Below are 17,674 nucleotides of genomic sequence, written 5' to 3' on the forward strand. Positions count from 1 at the left end.
CGGAGGAGAACCGGTGGAGCAGGACACGGGTGAGGGCGCCACCGCCGGCATGGACGTCTTCGCCGTGCACCGCGCGCTGATCGAGGACTACCACTCCTTCACCAGGGGCGGCACGGTCATCCGCGACGAGCGCGTCAGCGCCTTCGTGGAACGCGACCTGGCGGCCAAGTCGCAGTGGCCCGACCCCTGGCTCTCCCTGAACCCCTTCTTCGAGAGCGGCGGCACCGTCCTCGAACTGGCCGGACAGGGCGTGCTGCACGCCGAGTGCGCCCGGATCTTCCAGGCGAACAAGACCCCCGGCGGCACGGACTGCGACGGCCGCCCGCTCACCCTCCACCGCCACCAGCGCGAAGCCGTCGAGGTCGCCCGCTCCGGCGCCTCGTACGTCCTGACCACCGGCACCGGCTCCGGCAAGTCCCTCGCCTACATCGTCCCGATCGTCGACCGGGTCCTGCGCGCCCGCGAAGCCGCCGGGCCGCAGGCCGGCAAGCGGGTCCGGGCGATCATCGTCTACCCCATGAACGCCCTCGCCAACAGCCAGCTCAAGGAGCTGGAGAAGTACCTGCGCGACGGCTACGGCACCGGCCGGGAACCCGTCACCTTCGCCCGCTACACCGGCCAGGAGGACGACGCCCGCCGCAAGGAGATCCGCGACAACCCGCCGGACATCCTCCTCACCAACTACGTGATGCTGGAGCTGATGCTGACCCGGCCCGCGGACCGGGCCCACCTCATCGCCATGGCCCGCGGGCTCGACTTCCTCGTCCTGGACGAGCTGCACACCTACCGGGGCCGCCAGGGCGCCGACGTGGCCCTGCTCGTCCGCCGGGTGCGCGAAGCCTGCCGGGCCACCGAACTCCAGTGCGTCGGCACCTCGGCGACCATGTCGACCGAAGGCGGCCCCGAGGACCGGAAGAAGGTCGTCGCGGAGGTCGCCGCCACCCTCTTCGGCACCCCGGTCCGCCCCGAACACGTCATCGACGAAACCCTGGTGCGCGCCACCGGACCGGCACCCGCCACCGTCCCGGCCGAACGCCTCACCACCCCCACCGCCCCGCACACCTACACCGACCTCGTCCGCGACCCGCTCGCCCGCTGGATCGAGACCCGCTTCGGCCTCGCCACCGACGAGGGGACCGGCCGCCTCGTCCGGCAGCGCCCCGCGAAGATCGAGGACGCCGCGGAGGAACTCGCCGCCGCGTCCGGCGTGGACCCGGACAGGTGCGCCGACGCCATCCGGGCCACCCTGGAAAGCGGCTCCCGAGCCCGCCACCCCGTCACCGAACGCCCCCTGTTCGCGTTCCGGCTGCACCAGTTCCTCGCCAAGGGCGACACCGTCCACGTCACCCTGGAGGACAAGGAGACCCGCCACCTCACCCGCTCCTACCAGGTCGAGCAGCCCGGCAGCGGCGGCAAACCGCTGATGCCCCTCGCCTTCTGCCGCGAGTGCGGCCAGGAGTACCTGACCGTCTGGCGCGACGAGGAGAACGGCGACGTACGGTACGCGGCGCGCCGCGACACCGCCGCGAGCGGCGGACGCCGGGGCGACGGCTACCTCTACATCGACCCCGACCGCCCCTGGCCGGCCGACCCCCAACAGGCCGTCGCGGACCGTCGGCTGCCCGAGTCCTGGCTGGAGACCGACGACCGGGGCCAGGAGACCGTCCGCAGGAACTACCGCGACCGGATGCCGCGCGCCGTCCGGGTCGACGCCCACGGCTTCGAGGGCCGGGGCGACCTGGAGGCGGCGTTCATCCCGTCCCCGTTCCTCTTCTGCCCGCACTGCCAGGTCGCCTACGAGCAGACCCGCGGCAGGGACTTCGCCAAGCTCGCCACCCTCGACCAGGAGGGCCGCTCGTCGGCGGCCTCGCTCATCTCGGCCTCCGTCGTCCGCTCCCTCGAAGCGGTGCCGGAGAACGCGCTCGACAAGGAGGCTCGCAAGCTCCTCGCCTTCGTCGACAACCGCCAGGACGCCTCCCTCCAGGCCGGCCACTTCAACGACTTCGTCCAGATCACCCAGCTGCGCGGCGCCCTCCACCGGGCCACCCTGGAGGCCGGCGAGGACGGACTGCGGCACGAGGAACTGGCCTCCGCCGTGGCCGGCGCGCTCGGCCTCGCCCCGGCCGACTACACCGGCGAGAGCGAACTCCCGCCGGGACTCGCCCGCAACGCCGCCCGCACCCTGCGCGACGTGATCGCCTTCCGGCTCTACCTCGACCTGGAACGCGGCTGGCGCATCACCATGCCCAACCTCGAACAGACCGGACTCCTGGAGATCGGCTACGAGGACCTCGACTGGATCGCCGGCAAGCAGGACCGCTGGACGCACACCCACGCCGCCCTGCGCGACGCGGACGCGGCCCTGCGCACCGAGATCATGAAGGCCCTCCTCGACGAGATGCGCCGCGCCCTGGCCATCGACGTCTCCTACTTCCGCGACGACTTCGACACCCTGCGCCGGGCGAGCGAGGAACGGCTCGTCCACCCGTGGGTGCTCTCCGCCGCGGACAAGGCCGTGGTCGGCACCGCCCACCCCGGCCCCTCCCGCCCCGGCCTGGACCGCAGCGCGCTGTTCCTCTCGGCCGCCGGCCGGTTCGGCAAGTACCTCCGGCGCACCGACCGGGCCTTCCGCGACCTGCCCAAGGACGACCTCCAGCTCGTCGTCGCGAACCTGCTCACAGTGCTCGAACGCGCCGGCCTGGTGAACGAGGTCACCGCGACCCCGCAGCGCGGCGGCCCCCGCTTCGGCCGTCCGGCCGGCCCCGCCGCGACCGGCTACCGGGTCGCCGCCCAGTCCCTCATCTGGCGCGCGGGCACGGGGGAGCGCGGCGCCCGGGACCCGCTGACCCGTACGTACCGCAACGGCGACGGGCCCCGCGTGAACACCTTCTTCCGCGACCTCTACCGCGACGCGGCGGGCGACCTCGCCGGACTGTACGCCCGCGAACACACGGCCCAGGTCTCCCCCGAGGAGCGCGAGAAGCGCGAGGAGGCGTTCCGCAGGGCCGAGCTGAAACTGCTCTACTGCTCGCCCACGATGGAACTCGGCGTCGACATCTCCTCGCTCAACGCCGTGCTCCTGCGGAACGTGCCGCCCACCCCCGCCAACTACGCGCAGCGCTCCGGACGGGCGGGCCGCAGCGGCAGCCCCGCCCTCGTCACCACATACTGCGCCACCGGCAACAGCCACGACCAGTACTACTTCCACCGCTCCGCGCGCATGGTCGCCGGCGCCGTCGCCCCGCCCCGGCTGGACCTCGCCAACGAGGACCTGGTCCTCTCCCACCTCCAGAGCATCTGGCTCGCGGAGACCGGGCTGAAACTGGGCCGCGCCCTCCCCGAAGTCCTCGACGTCTCGTACGCGCGCACCGGCGACCGCCCCGCCCCCGCCCTGCACCTGCGGCCGCGCGTCCTCGCCGACTCGCTCGACGCCGGAGCCCGGCACCGTACGGTCGAAGCCGCCCTGCGCGTCCTCGCGCCGCTGCTCCCGCAGTTCGCCGAAACCACCTGGTGGTACGACGACTGGATCGAGGACCGCGTCCGCACCGCGCCCGAGCGCTTCGACCGCGCCTTCGACCGCTGGCGCCTGCTGTTCCGGGCCGCGCTCGACGACCAGTACATCCAGAACAAGCGCCGCCTCGACTACAGCCTCACCGAGGGCGAGCGCATCCGCGCCAACACCCGCCGCCGCGAGGCCGAGACCCAGCTCAACCTCCTGATGAACGAGAGCGCGGACAGCAAGTCCGTCCTCTCCGACTTCAACCCCTACCGCTACCTGGCGTCCGAGGGCTTCCTGCCCGGCTACTCCTTCCCTCGCCTCCCGCTGGCCGCCTACATCCCGAAACCCGGCGGCCGGGGCGACGGCGACTACCTCCAGCGCCCCCGCTTCCTCGCCATCCGCGAATTCGGACCCGGCGCGCTCATCTACCACGAGGGCGCCCGCTACCAGGTCACCCGCGTCCAGATCCCCCCGGACGCCTCCGGCGACCTCGCCACCACCGAGGCCCGCCGCTGCGCCGGCTGCGGCTACCACCACGACCCGGCCCTGCGCGCCGACCGCTGCGAGATGTGCGGCGAACCGCTGGGCGCCGCCACGTACGGCCTGCTCCAGCTGCACACCGTGTACACCACCCGCCGCGAGCGCATCTCGTCCGACGAGGAGGAGCGCCGCCGGGCCGGCTTCCGCCTGGAGACCTCCTACCGCTTCCAGGACCACGGCACCCGCCGGGGCCGCCTCGACGCGACCGTGCGCGACGCCTCGGGCGAGCGGTTCGCCGAGCTGGCCTACGGCGACTCGGCGACCGTCCGCGTCACCAACACCGGGCGGGTACGCGCCCGCGAGGACGACCCCGACGGCTACTGGCTGGACCTCGCGGACGGCCGCTGGATGAACGACCGCGACGCCGCCGACGCCTCCGGAGACTCGGCCGAGATGCCGGTCGTCGACGGCGACGGCAACGAGAAGCGCCGCAAGAAGCGCGTCATCCCCTACGTCGAGGACCGCCGCAACATCGTCGTCGTCACCCTGGACGAACCCCTGCCCGAACCCGTCGCGCTCTCCCTCATGTACGCCCTGGAACGCGGCATCGAGGCGGCGTTCGAGCTGGAGGACTCCGAACTGGGCGGCGAACTCCTGCCGCCCGACGACGGCCCCCGCGGCCGCATCCTCTTCACCGAGGCGGCGGAGGGCGGCGCGGGCGTCCTGCGCCGCCTCCAGGCCGAACCCGACGCCCTGGCCGGGGCCGCCCGCAGGGCGCTGGAGATCTGCCACTTCGACCGGGACGGCAACGACCTCGGCGGCCCGCACGAGACCCGCGCCTGCGCCCGCGGCTGCTACGAGTGCCTGCTCACCTACGGCAACCAGCTCGACCACGCCGCCCTGGACCGCCACGCCGCCCGCGGCCCGCTCCTGCGCCTCGCCTCCGCCACGGCCGGGCGCCGGGACCGGGGCGAATCCCGGACGGAACGGTTCGAACGCCTGATGGAAACGCGGCCCCCCGCCGAGAGCGCCCCCGCCGACCGCGCCCCCGCCGAGAGCGCCCCCGACCTCCTGGACTGGCTCCGGGGCCAGGGACTGCGCCTCCCCGACGACGCCGACACCCTGATCACCGAGGCGAACGCCCGCGCCGACTACGTCTACCGGCTGCCCGACGTCAACGTCGCCGTATTCGTCGACCTGCCCGGCACACCGCCCACGGAGCTGCGCGACGAGGACGCCGAGGAACGCCTCTACGACGCCCGCTGGGACGTCATCCGCTTCCCGCACGACGCCGACTGGGCCGCCATCGCCGCAGCCCACCCCAGCTACTTCGGAACCGCGGCCGACTGACCGCACACCACGAGGACTCGAACACCCACATGGCACCCACATACTCCGCCGGTTCCCTGGTGACGGCCCGCGGCCGCGAATGGGTCGTGCTCCCCGAGAGCGCCCCCGACATGCTCGTCCTGCGCCCGCTCGGCGGCTCCGACGACGACATCGCCGCCGTCTTCCCCGCCTTCGAGGACGTCAGGGGCGCCGCGTTCGCCGCCCCCGAACCCTCCGACCTCGGCGACCAGCGCGCCGCCGGCCTGCTGCGCACCGCCCTGCGCATCGGCTTCCGCTCCGGCGCGGGACCCTTCCGCTCGCTCGCCGGCATCGCGGTCGAACCCCGCGCCTACCAGCTCGTCCCGCTCCTCATGGCGCTGCGCCGGCCGACCGTCCGCATGCTCATCTCCGACGACGTCGGCATCGGCAAGACCGTCGAGGCGGGCCTCATCGTGAGCGAACTCCTCGCCCGGGGCGAGGCGACCGGCCTCGCCGTCCTCTGCTCGCCCGCCCTCGCCGAACAGTGGCAGAGCGAACTGCGCACCAAGTTCGGCATCGACGCCGAACTCGTCCTCGCCTCCACCGTCTCCCGCCTGGAACGCGGCCTGGACCTGGGCCAGTCCCTCTTCGACAAGTACCCGCACGTCGTCGTCTCCACCGACTTCATCAAGTCCACCCGCCACCGCGACGACTTCGTCCGGCACTGCCCCGACCTCGTCGTCGTGGACGAGGCCCACACCTGCGTCACCGCCGACGACACACCCGCCGCCGGCCAGAACCAGCTCCGCCACGAACTGCTCCGCCGGATCTCCGCCGACCAGGACCGCCACCTGCTGCTGGTCACCGCCACCCCGCACAGCGGCAAGGAGTCCGCCTTCCGCAACCTGCTCGGGCTCGTCCGGCCCGAACTGGCCACCGCCGACCTGGACTCCGAGACCGGCCGCAAGCTCCTCGCCCAGCACTTCGTCGCGCGCAAACGGGCCGACGTACGCCAGTACCTCACGACCGACGACGGCCTCGCGGACGACACCCTGGCCGAACGCACGGCCTTCCCCTCCGACCGCTACTTCAAGGACGAGACGTACAAGCTGTCCCCGTCCTACCGCGCCCTCCTCGACGACGCGATCGCCTACGCGGGCGCACGCGTGGAGGAGGCCGGCAGCCGGGGCAGGCGCGAGGCCCGCATCGCCTGGTGGTCCGCGATCGCCCTGCTGCGCTCCCTGGTCTCCTCGCCGCGCGCCGCCGCCCAGACCCTCACCACCCGCTCCGCCGCCGCCATCGCCGCCTCCGCCGAGGAGGCCGACACACTCGGCGCCCCCCTCACCTCCGACGCCGCCGACAGCGACGCCCTGGAGGGCCGGGACGTCGCCCCCGGCGCCGGCACCGCCGACCACGCCGGCGCACGCCTGGGCGAACTGGCGGCGCGCGCCGAAAGACTGGAGGGGACGGACACCGACCTCAAGCTCAAGGCCCTGGTCAAGCACCTCAAGGCGCTGCTCGCCGACGGCTACCACCCCATCGTCTTCTGCCGCTACATCCCCACCGCCGAGTACGTCGCCGAGCACCTCGACGCCGCCCTCGGCCGCAAGACCGTCGTCCGCGCCGTCACCGGCACCCTCTCGCCCCAGCAGCGCATCCAGCGCATCCAGGAACTGGCGGCGGAGGCCGGCGACGACCCCGCCGCCCGACGCGTCCTCGTCGCCACCGACTGCCTCTCCGAAGGCGTCAACCTCCAGCACCACTTCGACGCCGTCGTCCACTACGACCTCGCCTGGAACCCCACCCGGCACGACCAGCGCGAGGGCCGCGTCGACCGCTACGGCCAGCGACGCGACCAGGTCCGCGTCATCACCCTGTACGGCGAGGACAACGGCATCGACGGCAAGGTCCTCGACGTCCTCATCAAGAAGCACCGCCAGATCAAGAAGGACCTCGGCATCTCCGTCTCCGTCCCCGACGAGACCTCGGCCGGGGTCACCGACGCCATCGTCGAGTGGCTGCTGATGCGCGGCCACCGGGGCGAGCAGGACGGACTCTTCGCCGCCGAGGAGGTCATGGACACCAGGGCCGCCCGGCTGGAGCAGGACTGGAACTCGGCCGCCGACCGCGAGAAGGCGTCCCGCTCCCGGTTCGCCCAGCGCTCCATCCACCCCGAGGAGGTCGCCCGCGAGGTCGCCGCGATCCGCGCGTCCCTCGGCGGCTCGGGCGAGATCCGCGCCTTCGTACGCGAGGCCCTGAACGCCCTGGGCGGCGTCCTGCGCCCCGGCACCGGCGGCGACTTCACCGCCCGGGTGGGCGGCGCCCCCGCCGGGCTGCGGGACGCCCTCGCCCCCGTCGTCGGCGCGGAGACCGTCGAGCACGACCGCCCGATCCCCTTCCGCACCGACCCCGCCGTCGCGCGCGGCGAGGCGGCCCTCGTGCGCACCGACCCGGTCGTCGGCGCCCTGGCCGCCCATGTGCTCGACGCCGCCCTGGACCCGGCCGCCGCGGGCCGCCGCCCGGCCCGCCGCTGCGGCGTCGTCACCACCGACGCCGTCACCACCCGGACGACCCTGCTCCTGGTGCGCTACCGCTTCCACCTCACGCTGCCCTCCCGCGGCGGCGAGAAGCAACTCGTCGCGGAGGACGCCCGGCTGCTCGCCTTCCGGGGCGCCCCGAAGAACGCCCAGTGGCTGAGCCCCGACGAGGCCACCGCCCTGCTCGACGCCACGGCCACCGCGAACACCGACCCGCACTTCGGCGAACGCACCATGACCCGCATCCTGGAGCAGCTCCCCGGCACGACCGCCCACCTGGAGGCGTACGGCGACGAACTCGCCGCCGAACTCGACGCCTCACACCGCCGGGTGCGCGGCGCCTCCGGCGAGATCGTGCGCGGCCTGACGGTCACGGCCCAGCGGCCCGCCGACATCCTCGGCGCCTATGTGTACCTCCCCGACACCGCCGCCACCCCCGCTTCCGCCTCTGCCCCCGCCGCTGGAGGGTCCGCCTGATGTCCGCCACCACCCGCAACCAGGTCTTCTCGGCGGTCCAGACCGTGGGCGCGCTCCTCCCGGCCGACATGCTGGCCCGCATCAGCGAGGGCAAGGACACCCCCGGCAGCCGGCCGGCCGACTACGCGCTGCCCTCCTCCCGCTCCGTCCGCGACGAGGCCGAACGCAGCTGGGAGTACCTGCGGCCGCTCTGGCGCGAACTGCGCAAACGCCTCCCCGAGGACCCGGACACCGGCGCCCCCGCCGCCGACCCGACCGGCCTGGCAGCCGGTGAATGGCTCGCCCCACTCTGGCGCGAACTCGGCTTCGGCCCGCTCACCCCGGTCGGCCCGGACGGCATCGCCGCCGACTCCGACAGCGACAGAACCTTCCCGGTCTCCCACCGCTGGGGCCATGCCCTGATCCACCAGGCGGCCTGGAACGCGGGACTCGACCGGCGGCCGGGCGGCGCCGGCACCGTCCCGCCGCAGTCGATGCTCCAGGAATGCCTCAACCGCACCGACCGCCATCTGTGGGGCGTCCTCACCAACGGCCGCCAGGTCCGGCTGCTGCGCGACTCCAGCGCGCTGGCGACCGCCTCCTACGTCGAGTTCGACCTCGAAGCGATCTTCGACGGCGAACTCTTCAGCGAGTTCGTCCTGCTGTACCGGCTGCTGCACGTCAGCCGCTTCGCCGTGGCACCCGACGCGCCCGCCACGGGCTGCTGGCTGGAGAAGTGGCGCACCGAGGCCATCGCCTCCGGAACCCGCGCCCTGGACCAGCTCCGCAAGGGCGTCCAGGAGGCCGTCACCACCCTGGGCACCGGCTTCCTGCGCCACCCCGCCAACACCGCACTGCGCGAGAACGTCGACGCCGAGGCCCTGCACAACGCCCTGCTGCGCCTGGTCTACCGCCTCCTCTTCGTCTTCGTGGCCGAGGACCGGGACGCGCTGCTGCGGCCGGACGCCGGCGAGTGGGAGCGGTCCCGCTACGCCGCGTACTTCTCCTCCGCCCGGCTGCGCGGCCACGCCCGCAGGCGCCGGGGCACCGCCCACGGCGACCTGTACGAGGCGCTGTGCATCGTGCTGCGCGCCCTCGGCGATGTGGACGGCCGCCCGGAGCTGGGGCTCCCCGGGCTCGGCGGGATCTTCGACGACACGGAGGCCGACGCCCCGCTGCACGGCCTGTCCCTGTCCAACGAGTACCTGCTCACCGCCGTACGGCACCTCTCGCAGGTCCGGGACGCGGGCGCGCGGCGCCGGCGCACGGTGGACTACCGGCACCTGGACGCCGAGGAACTGGGCTCCATCTACGAGTCCCTGCTCGAACTGGTCCCCCGGCACAGCGCCGTGGACCGCACCTTCGCCCTGGTCGAGCTGGCCGGCAACACCCGCAAGACCACCGGCTCGTACTACACCCCGTCCTCGCTCATCGAGTGCCTGCTCGACACCGGTCTCGACCCGGTCCTCGACGACGCGGTCGCGCGCGGCGAACGGGCCGCCGCCGAGGCCGGCGAACCCGACCCCGCCGACGCGATCGTGCGCGAACTGCTGTCCCTGACCGTGTGCGACCCGGCGTGCGGCTCCGGCCACTTCCTCGTCGCGGCGGCGCGCCGCATCGCCAAGCGGGTCGCCGCCGTACGGGAACGGAACCCGGAGCCGACGCTCGGAGCCGTCCGGCACGCGCTGCACGAGGTCGTCGCCCGCTGCGTCTACGGCGTGGACCTCAACCCGATGGCGGTGGAGCTGGCCAAGGTGTCGCTCTGGCTGGAGGCCCTGGAGCCGGGCAAGCCGCTGGGCTTCCTGGACGCGCACGTGAAGCACGGCAACGCGCTGATCGGCGCCACCCCGTCGCTGCTGCGCGGCGGGATTCCCGACGAGGCGTTCAAACCGATCGAGGGCGACGACAAGAAGTACGCCAAGGCGCTCGAAAAGCAGAACCGGGCCGAACGCGGCGGCCAGCGCGGCCTGTTCGACCTGATGGACGGGGGCGACGACACCAACGAGGCATTCGCCCTGGGACTGCGCCGCATCACCGACACCACCCCCGGCACCCTCGCCGATGTGCACGGGCAGGAGGCCGCCTACCGGGACTTCGCGGCCTCCGCCGCGTACGTACGCGCCCTGCGCGTGGCCGACGCCTGGTGCGCCGCGTTCATGTGGCGCAAGGCGGCGGACGCCCCGCCGCCGGTCACCGAGGAGGTCTTCCGCCTCCTCCAGGACCCGGCGTCGGACACCGTGCCCCGGACCACGCACGCGGAGATCGCCCGGCTGCGGCACCGCTACCGGTTCTTCCACTGGCACCTGGAGTTCCCCGAGGTCTTCACCGTCCGAGACACCGGCGGCGGCGACGACGCGGCCACGGGATGGGCCGGTGGCTTCGACTGCGTCCTGGGCAACCCGCCGTGGGAACGGATCAAGCTCCAGGAGCAGGAGTTCTTCGCCCAGCGCGACATGGAGATCGCCGCGGCCAAGACCGCCGCCGCCCGCAAGCGCCTGATCGCCGCGCTGAAGCAGGACCCGGACGGCGCCGGACTCCACGCCGAGTTCGAGGTCGCCAAGCGCAAGGCGGAGGGCGACAGCCACTTCCTGCGCGACGCCGGCCGCTACCCGCTGACCGGCCGGGGCGACATCAACACGTACGCCGTCTTCGCCGAGACCGGCCGGATGCTCACCGGACCGCGCGGCCGCATGGGCATGATCGTGCCCACCGGCATCGCCACCGACGCCACCACCCAGTTCTTCTTCCGCGACCTGGTCGTCACGGGCTCGCTGGCCGCCCTCTACGACTTCGAGAACGCGGCACCGGTCTTCCCCGACGTGCACCGCTCGTTCAAGTTCAGCCTGCTGTCGCTCACCGGCCGGGGGCTGAGCGAACGCGCCGCCCGGTTCGCCTTCTTCCTCCGCGACCCGGCCGCACTCGCCGACGACGGCAAGGTGTTCGCCCTGACACCGGAGGAGATCACGCTCCTCAACCCCAACACCGGCACCTGCCCCGTCTTCCGCTCCCGCCGGGACGCCGAGATCACCCTCGGCATCTACGAACGGGTCCCCGTCCTCATCGACGAGGGCAACCCGGACGGCAACCCGTGGGGCGTCACCTTCGGAACGATGTTCCACATGTCCAACGACTCGCATCTGTTCCGGACCCGCGAGGAGTTGACGGCCGAGGGCTTCCAGCCCGCGGGCAACGCCTTCGTCGGCGCGGGCCGGCTCATGCTGCCGCTGTACGAGGCCAAGATGGTCGACGCCTACAACCACCGCGCGGCGGACGTGGTCAAGAGCGCGACCGCCGTGAAGCGCCAGAACCAGCCCGCCTACCTCAGCGACGAGGACCGGGCCTCCGCCTCCCGGCTCGCCGTGCCGGGGAGCTGGGTGGACCGGGCCGAGACCCCGTCCGACGCCCCGCCCGGCCGGCTCGCCTTCCTCCGTATCAGCAGCCCCACCAACCAGCGCACCATGATCTCCGCGATCCTGCCGCCCGCCGCCATCGGCGACTCCGTCTTCCTGCTGCGCACCGGATCGTCACAGGACAGCGCCGTCCTGGCCGCCCACTTCAACTCCTTCGTCTACGACTACGTCACCCGCCAGAAGGTCGCCGGGCTCAACCTCAACTTCTTCTACATCCGCCAGCTCCCCGTGCTGCCCCCCGCGACGGCGCGCCGCCACACCGACTTCCTGATCCCGCGCGTCCTGGAACTCACCTACACCGCCCACGACATGAGCCCCTTCGCCCACGACCTGGGCGACACCGGCGCCCCCTTCCGCTGGGACCAGGACCGCCGCCGGCAGATCCGCGCCGAACTCGACGCGTTCTTCTTCCACCTCTACGGCATCGGCCGCGACGACCTCGCCTACATCATGGACACCTTCCCCATCGTCCGGCGCAAGGACGAGGCCCGGTACGGCGACTACCGCACCAGAGACCTGATCCTCACCGCCTACGACGCCATGACCCCCCTCACCCCAGCCACCCCCTACACCTCCCCCCTCACCCCACCCCCCGGCCACGGCCCCCGCCATCCAACCCTCGGCTAGGGCGCCGGGGGGCGGAGGGTGCCGGTGGTGAGGCCGGTGCGGGCCAGGGTGGTGGTGCGTTCGCTGAGGCGGGCGAGCTGGGCCACGGCCTGTTCGAACTCGGTCAGGGCGCGGAACGCGGAGCCGTAGCGGCGCTGTTCCTCGACCGCCATCTGCGGAATGCGGGCACCGCGCGTGTCCAGGCGGAACGTGCCGCTCGCGCTGGTGGAGCGGCGGTTGTTCGCGGCGCCGTGCAGGAAGCCGTTGATGTAGTCGGTGTCCAGCTGGTCGCTGGTGGACACCGTCGCGCCCTCCGTCGTCTCGACCAGCCCGGCGCGCGCCAGCTCCGCGAGGCCGACCGTCGCCCGCTCCTGGAAGGACTCCGCGGTGCCTTCGAGGAGCGGCGGCAGCAGGGTGTCCAGGAGCCGTTCCAGCCGTTCCTTGATCTCGGCGCGGGTGGCGGCGTACTGGGCGGTGAAGTCCGTGTGCCGGGCGGAGATGTACGCGGCCGGGCTGAGGTCCACGGTGTCGTCGAGCAGGTCGATCCGGGCGACCGGCACCGTCTGGTCGTCCGCCGCCTCGAAGGGGCCGTCCGGCGCGTTCGCGCTCAGGTCGGTCATCCGTACGTGGTCCGCGGTGTCCTCCGGTCCTGTGGGGCGCCGCAGGAGCCAGAGGTGCACGGACAGGGCGTGGGTCGCGGCCATGCCGGGCGGCAGCGCGACGACCTCCGTGAGCAGGCCCCGGCGCACGATCTCGGCCCGGATGCGGCGCCCGGCCTTGCGGTAGGCCACCGACGCGGGCATGACGACGACCACCCGGCCGCCCGGCGCGGTGTGGCGGTAGCAGTGCTGGAGCCAGGCCAGCTCGCTCTCCGCCCGCGACGGCACCCCGAACTCCCAGCGCGGGTCCAGCAGCAGCTCCTCCCGGCCCCAGTCGGCCGCGCCGGCCGGCGGCTCGCACACCACCAGGTCCGCCCGCAGCTCCGGCAGCCCGTCGGCGCGGAGCGAGTCCCCGGCCCGCACGGTGACCCCGGCCGGACCCGTCACCTCGGCGCGCAGCTCCGCGTAGCGGGCGCGCGCCGGATCGAGCTCCTGGCCGGCGAGGGCCCGCGCGCCGGGGCGGAAGGCGAACAGCAGCGAGCCGATCCCGCACGCCGGGTCGTACACCGTGCGTCCGGGGACGTCCGGCCCGGCGAAGTGCCGCACGGCCCGGACCAGGTGCGGGGATGTGATGCCGTCGGAGCCGGCCCGCCCCGACGACTCGGCGAAGCGCGCCGTGAGACCGGCCAGGAGCTCGGCGGGCGAGCGGTCCGCCGCCAGCTCATCGACCAGCGGGCGCAGCGCCGCGTCCCCGATCTCCTCCCGGCGCGCGAGGAGGCGCGCCACTGCGGTGAGTCCGCCGATCATGTCGTCGCCGTGGTCGGTGCGCAGCTGCTGCCACAGGCGCACCTCGGGGGACATCTCCTGCCCCTTGCGCTGGGCGTCCAGCCAGGCGCGTACCTCCGCGAGGTCGAACAGGGGGCTGCTGGTGCTGTCGGTGGCCGGGGCGGGGAAGTCGGCGTAGCGGCGGCGCCAGTTGGACACGGCGGCGCGGGTGACGCCTGCCAGGCGGGCGATCTCGGCGGCGGTGACGAGGGGATCGGCGTGGGGGCGTCCGGCGTCGGCCTTCATACCGTCACCGTACACGGGCGGTTTTCCGACGCATGTGGATGTCGCGTTGGCGATGTAAACGAACTGTGTGCTGCGGACGGGCGCGGGGCGCGCGCGGGGGTGCGCACGAACGGTTCGTGCGCACCCCCGCGAGGGGTCAGCCGTGGAAGCCCAGCAGGCCGTGCAGCGTGCTGCCGCGGTCCGGGCGGGCGGCCGGGCGGGCCGCCTTGTCGGCCTCCGGCTCCGGGTCGGGAAGCTTCGGGCAGACCGCGTCCGCGTCGCCCCGCCCGTCGCGCGGCAGGGTGCCGTCGGCGAGGTAGTCCACCAGGTAGCGGTCCAGGCAGTCGTTGCCGCTCAGGGTGATCCCGTGGTTGCCGCCGCCCTGCTCGACGACCAGGCGGGAGCCGCGCAGCTTGCGATGCAGGGTGACGCCGCCCTCGTACGGGGTGGCCGCGTCGTCGGTGGCCTGGAACAGCAGGGCCGGGGGCAGCTCGTGGTTGGAGACGCGCACCGGGTTCAGCGGCGCCACCGGCCAGTCGGCGCACGGCGCATTGTACCAGGTGTTGCCCCACGCCATGAACGGCGCCTTCGCGTGCACCCGCCAGGTGTCGCTGCGCCAGATGTTCCAGATGCGCGGCCAGGAGGCGTCCCGGCACTGCACGGCCGAGTAGACCGAGTACCCGTTGTCGCCGTCCGCGTCCACCGCCGCGAACCGTTCGAACGCGGCGACGAGCGGCTTCTCGTCCGCGTCGTTGACATAGGCGGCGAACGCCTCCGCCAGCGCCGGCCAGTAGCCGTTGTAGTAGCCGCCGGGCAGGAACGTGTCGTCCAGCTCGCCCGCGCCGACCCGGTCGCCCGCGGGGTGCTTCTCCACCGCGTCCCGCATCCGGTACCAGGCGGCCTCGACCGCGGCCGGGTCGGTGCCCAGGTGGTAGGTGGCGTCGTACTTCGCGACCCAGGCGGCGAACGCCTTGTGCCGGGTGTCGAACGCGTAGTCCTGGGCGAGGTTGTCGTCGTACCAGACGCCGTCCGGGTCCACGTTGGAGTCGAGGACCAGCCGCCGCACCCGCTCCGGGAAGAGCTTGGCGTACACCGCGCCGAGGTAGGTGCCGTAGGAGTACCCGAAGTAGTTCAGCTGCCGGGCGCCGGTCGCGCGCCGGATCACGTCCAGGTCCTTGGCCGCGCTCACCGTGTCCATGTACGGGAGCAGGTCCGGGTACTTCTCGCCGCAGGCGGCCGCGAAGTCACGGGCCCGGTTGCGGTTGATCCGCTCGCCGCCGAGGGACTGCGGCACCGGGTCGGGCCGTACGGGGTCGAAGTACCCCGGCAGGCAGTCCAGGGCCGGCCGGCTCTTCCCGACGCCGCGCGGGTCGAAACCGATCACGTCGTACTGGGCGGCGACCTTCTCCGGCAGCGAGGCGGCGACGAAGGGGGCCATCGACAGGCCGCTGCCGCCGGGGCCGCCCGGATTCACCAGCAGCGGGCCCTGGAAGGTCTTGGCGGTGTGCGGCACCCGGGTCAGGGCGAGGGTGATGTGGCGGCCCGCCGGGTCGTCGTGGTCGAGCGGGGAGCTCACCGTGCCGCACTGGAGCGTCGGGGACGACGCCGTCCCGCAGTCCTTCCAGGTGATCGGCGCGGCGCGGGGTGTGGCGGTGGTGTCCGCGGCGGCCGGGGCGGCGGTCACCAGACCGGCGACCGTCGCCCCGACGGCGAGCAGCAGGATTGGACGGTTCGTCATATGGCCTCCCGATACGGGGGAACACGGCTGCGCGGGACGCAGCCCCCGCCGCATGTTCCCCGGATTCGGCGCCGGGAGGGCCCGTTGTGCGGAGAGATGACCCGTTTGCGCGCGGTGTGCGTGGGCGGGTGCTCACAGGAGGGTCAGCTGGGTGGGTTCGGAGTCGTCGAGCGGCGGACGCGGCTCGCGCCGGGGGAGCCTGCGGGGCGTGCCCCGGTGCGCGGGCCCGATGCCGTACTCGGCCGCCAGCTCGTGGACGTGCCGGGTGATGCGGCGCTGGTACCAGGTGGGCGCGTAGGCGCCGTCCGCGTACAGCCGCTCGTAGCGCCGTACGAGATGCGGATGGTGGTGACCCAGCCACTCCATGAACCACTCGCGCGCGCCGGGGCGCAGATGCAGGACGAGCGGGGTCACCGAGGTGGCGCCCGCGGCGGCGATCGCGCGGACCGTGGCCCGCAGCTGCTCGGGGCTGTCGCCCAGGTACGGGACGACCGGCGCCATCAGTACCCCGCAGCCGATACCGGCCTCGCTCAGCCTCCGTACGACGTCGAGCCGGCGCTCCGGCGAGGGCGTGCCGGGCTCCACGGTGCGCCACAGCCCGGCGTCGACGAAGCCCACCGAGACCGAGACGCCGACCTCGGTGACCTCGGCGGACTGCCGCAGCAGCTCCAGATCGCGCAGGATCAGCGTGCCCTTGGTCAGGATCGAGAACGGGTTGGCGTGGTCGCGCAGGGCGCTCAGGATGCCGGGCATCAGCCGGTAGCGGCCCTCCGCCCGCTGGTAGCAGTCCACATTGGTGCCCATCGCGATGTGCGCGCCGTGCCAGCGCGGCGAGGCGATCTCGCGGCGGACCAGTTCGGGGGCGTTGACCTTGACGACGATCTGCGAGTCGAAGCCGATCCCGGTGTCGAGGTCCAGATAGCTGTGGGTCTTGCGCGCGAAGCAGTAGACACAGGCGTGCGTGCAGCCCCGGTACGGGTTCACCGTCCACTCGAACGGCATCCGGGAGGCGCCGGGCACCCGGTTCACGATCGAACGGGCCCGGATCTCGTGGAAGGTGATGCCCCTGAATTCAGGGGTGTCGAAGGTCCGCGTCGTCACGGCGTCGGCGGCGAAGAGCGCACCCGTACCGCCCGCGGGGCGGTCGGCGCGGTCTTCGGCCAGATTGTCCCAGCGCATGGATGCCTCCTCGGTAGTTCCGGACCGAGAATAGAACACTTGTTCCCATGATCGTTTTTTCCCCTTCGTCCCGGACTCCGTCCAGAGCCGGATTTTGTGCCCGCCCCCCGAGGTGGTTGGCTCAGCACACCCCCGAACAACCGAGTGCTGGAGGAACAGCCATGGCGCAGGTCGAGGCCACGACGGAGCGGATCATCGCGGCGGACGCGGAGGCGGTGTTCGACGCCCTGGCCGACTACAAGGACGTCCGCGGCACCGTGCTGCCAGCCCACTTCAGCGAGTACGAGGTGCGCGAGGGCGGCGACGGCGAGGGCACCCTCGTCCACTGGAAGCTCCAGGCCACCAGCAAGCGGGTCCGCGACTGCCTGCTCGACGTCACCGAGCCGACCGACGGGCAGCTCGTGGAGAAGGACCGCAACTCCTCGATGGTCACCACCTGGGTCGTCACCCCAGCCGGCGAGGGCCGCTCCAAGGCCGTCGTCACGACCGTGTGGAACGGTGCCGGGGGCATCGGCGGCTTCTTCGAGCGGACCTTCGCGCCCAAGGGCCTCGCCCGCATCTACGACGAACTGCTCCAGAACCTCGCCGCCAAGGTCGAGAACTGACGCCGTGACCGGGCGTGCGGGCCGGTCCCGCCCGCACGCCCGGCCTCACCGGTTCGGGTGGTCTTTCGCGGCGTGGTGGTTGTGCGCCGTACTACCTCCGACCGGGGGATACGCCCCCTGAGTGCGCCGCCGGCGCCCCCCTTCGCGTTTGCCCTCACTTGTCGCACGATGCGAGAAATGTGCGGCAGCACGACGAGGGGAGCGGGA

General features: G+C 73.1%; 7 protein-coding genes. 4 read left to right on the forward strand and 3 right to left on the reverse strand.

Going from position 1 to position 17,674, the window contains the following annotated elements:
- Positions 1-13 precede the first annotated feature (13 nt).
- Genes OG710_RS26360 through OG710_RS26370 form a run of 3 tightly spaced genes read left to right on the forward strand, consistent with a single transcriptional unit; the run spans position 14 to position 12,317 of the window.
- Positions 14-5,329 (forward strand): DEAD/DEAH box helicase, encoded by a 5,316-nt coding sequence (locus tag OG710_RS26360; RefSeq protein WP_443064299.1) that lies wholly within the window; start codon positions 14-16, stop codon positions 5,327-5,329.
- A gap of 29 nt (positions 5,330-5,358) precedes the next feature.
- Positions 5,359-8,301 carry a DEAD/DEAH box helicase gene (locus OG710_RS26365; protein WP_330241545.1) on the forward strand — a complete coding sequence of 981 codons (2,943 nt, stop codon included), beginning with the start codon at positions 5,359-5,361 and terminating at the stop codon, positions 8,299-8,301.
- Positions 8,301-12,317, forward strand: a complete 4,017-nt coding sequence (locus OG710_RS26370) for an Eco57I restriction-modification methylase domain-containing protein (protein WP_330241546.1) — start codon at positions 8,301-8,303, stop codon at positions 12,315-12,317. The genes OG710_RS26365 and OG710_RS26370 overlap by 1 nt, the downstream gene beginning before the upstream one ends.
- On the opposite strand, the gene OG710_RS26375 is transcribed toward OG710_RS26370, so the two are convergent.
- The 3 genes from OG710_RS26375 to OG710_RS26385 all read right to left on the reverse strand — a co-directional run bounded on the left by OG710_RS26375 (position 12,314) and on the right by OG710_RS26385 (position 16,862).
- Positions 12,314-13,966, reverse strand: a complete 1,653-nt coding sequence (locus OG710_RS26375; RefSeq protein WP_330241547.1) for an N-6 DNA methylase — start codon at positions 13,964-13,966, stop codon at positions 12,314-12,316. The genes OG710_RS26370 and OG710_RS26375 overlap by 4 nt on opposite strands.
- A gap of 136 nt (positions 13,967-14,102) precedes the next feature.
- Complete coding sequence (locus OG710_RS26380) at positions 14,103-15,683, reverse strand: alpha/beta hydrolase (RefSeq protein ID WP_330241548.1); 1,581 nt, start codon at positions 15,681-15,683, stop codon at positions 14,103-14,105.
- Positions 15,684-15,815: 132 nt separating this feature from the next.
- Positions 15,816-16,862: an Rv2578c family radical SAM protein gene (locus OG710_RS26385; protein WP_330241549.1), complete on the reverse strand. Its 1,047-nt coding sequence runs from the start codon at positions 16,860-16,862 to the stop codon at positions 15,816-15,818.
- Between the two features lie 161 nt (positions 16,863-17,023).
- Here OG710_RS26385 and OG710_RS26390 point away from each other — a divergent pair, with 161 nt between their 5' ends.
- A complete protein-coding gene (locus OG710_RS26390) occupies positions 17,024-17,467 on the forward strand; it encodes an SRPBCC family protein (protein ID WP_111339165.1) in 444 nt (147 codons plus the stop codon).
- The last annotated feature ends 207 nt before the right edge of the window (positions 17,468-17,674 follow it).

The organism is Streptomyces sp. NBC_00525, assembly GCF_036346595.1.
Classification (GTDB): Bacteria; Actinomycetota; Actinomycetes; order Streptomycetales; family Streptomycetaceae; genus Streptomyces.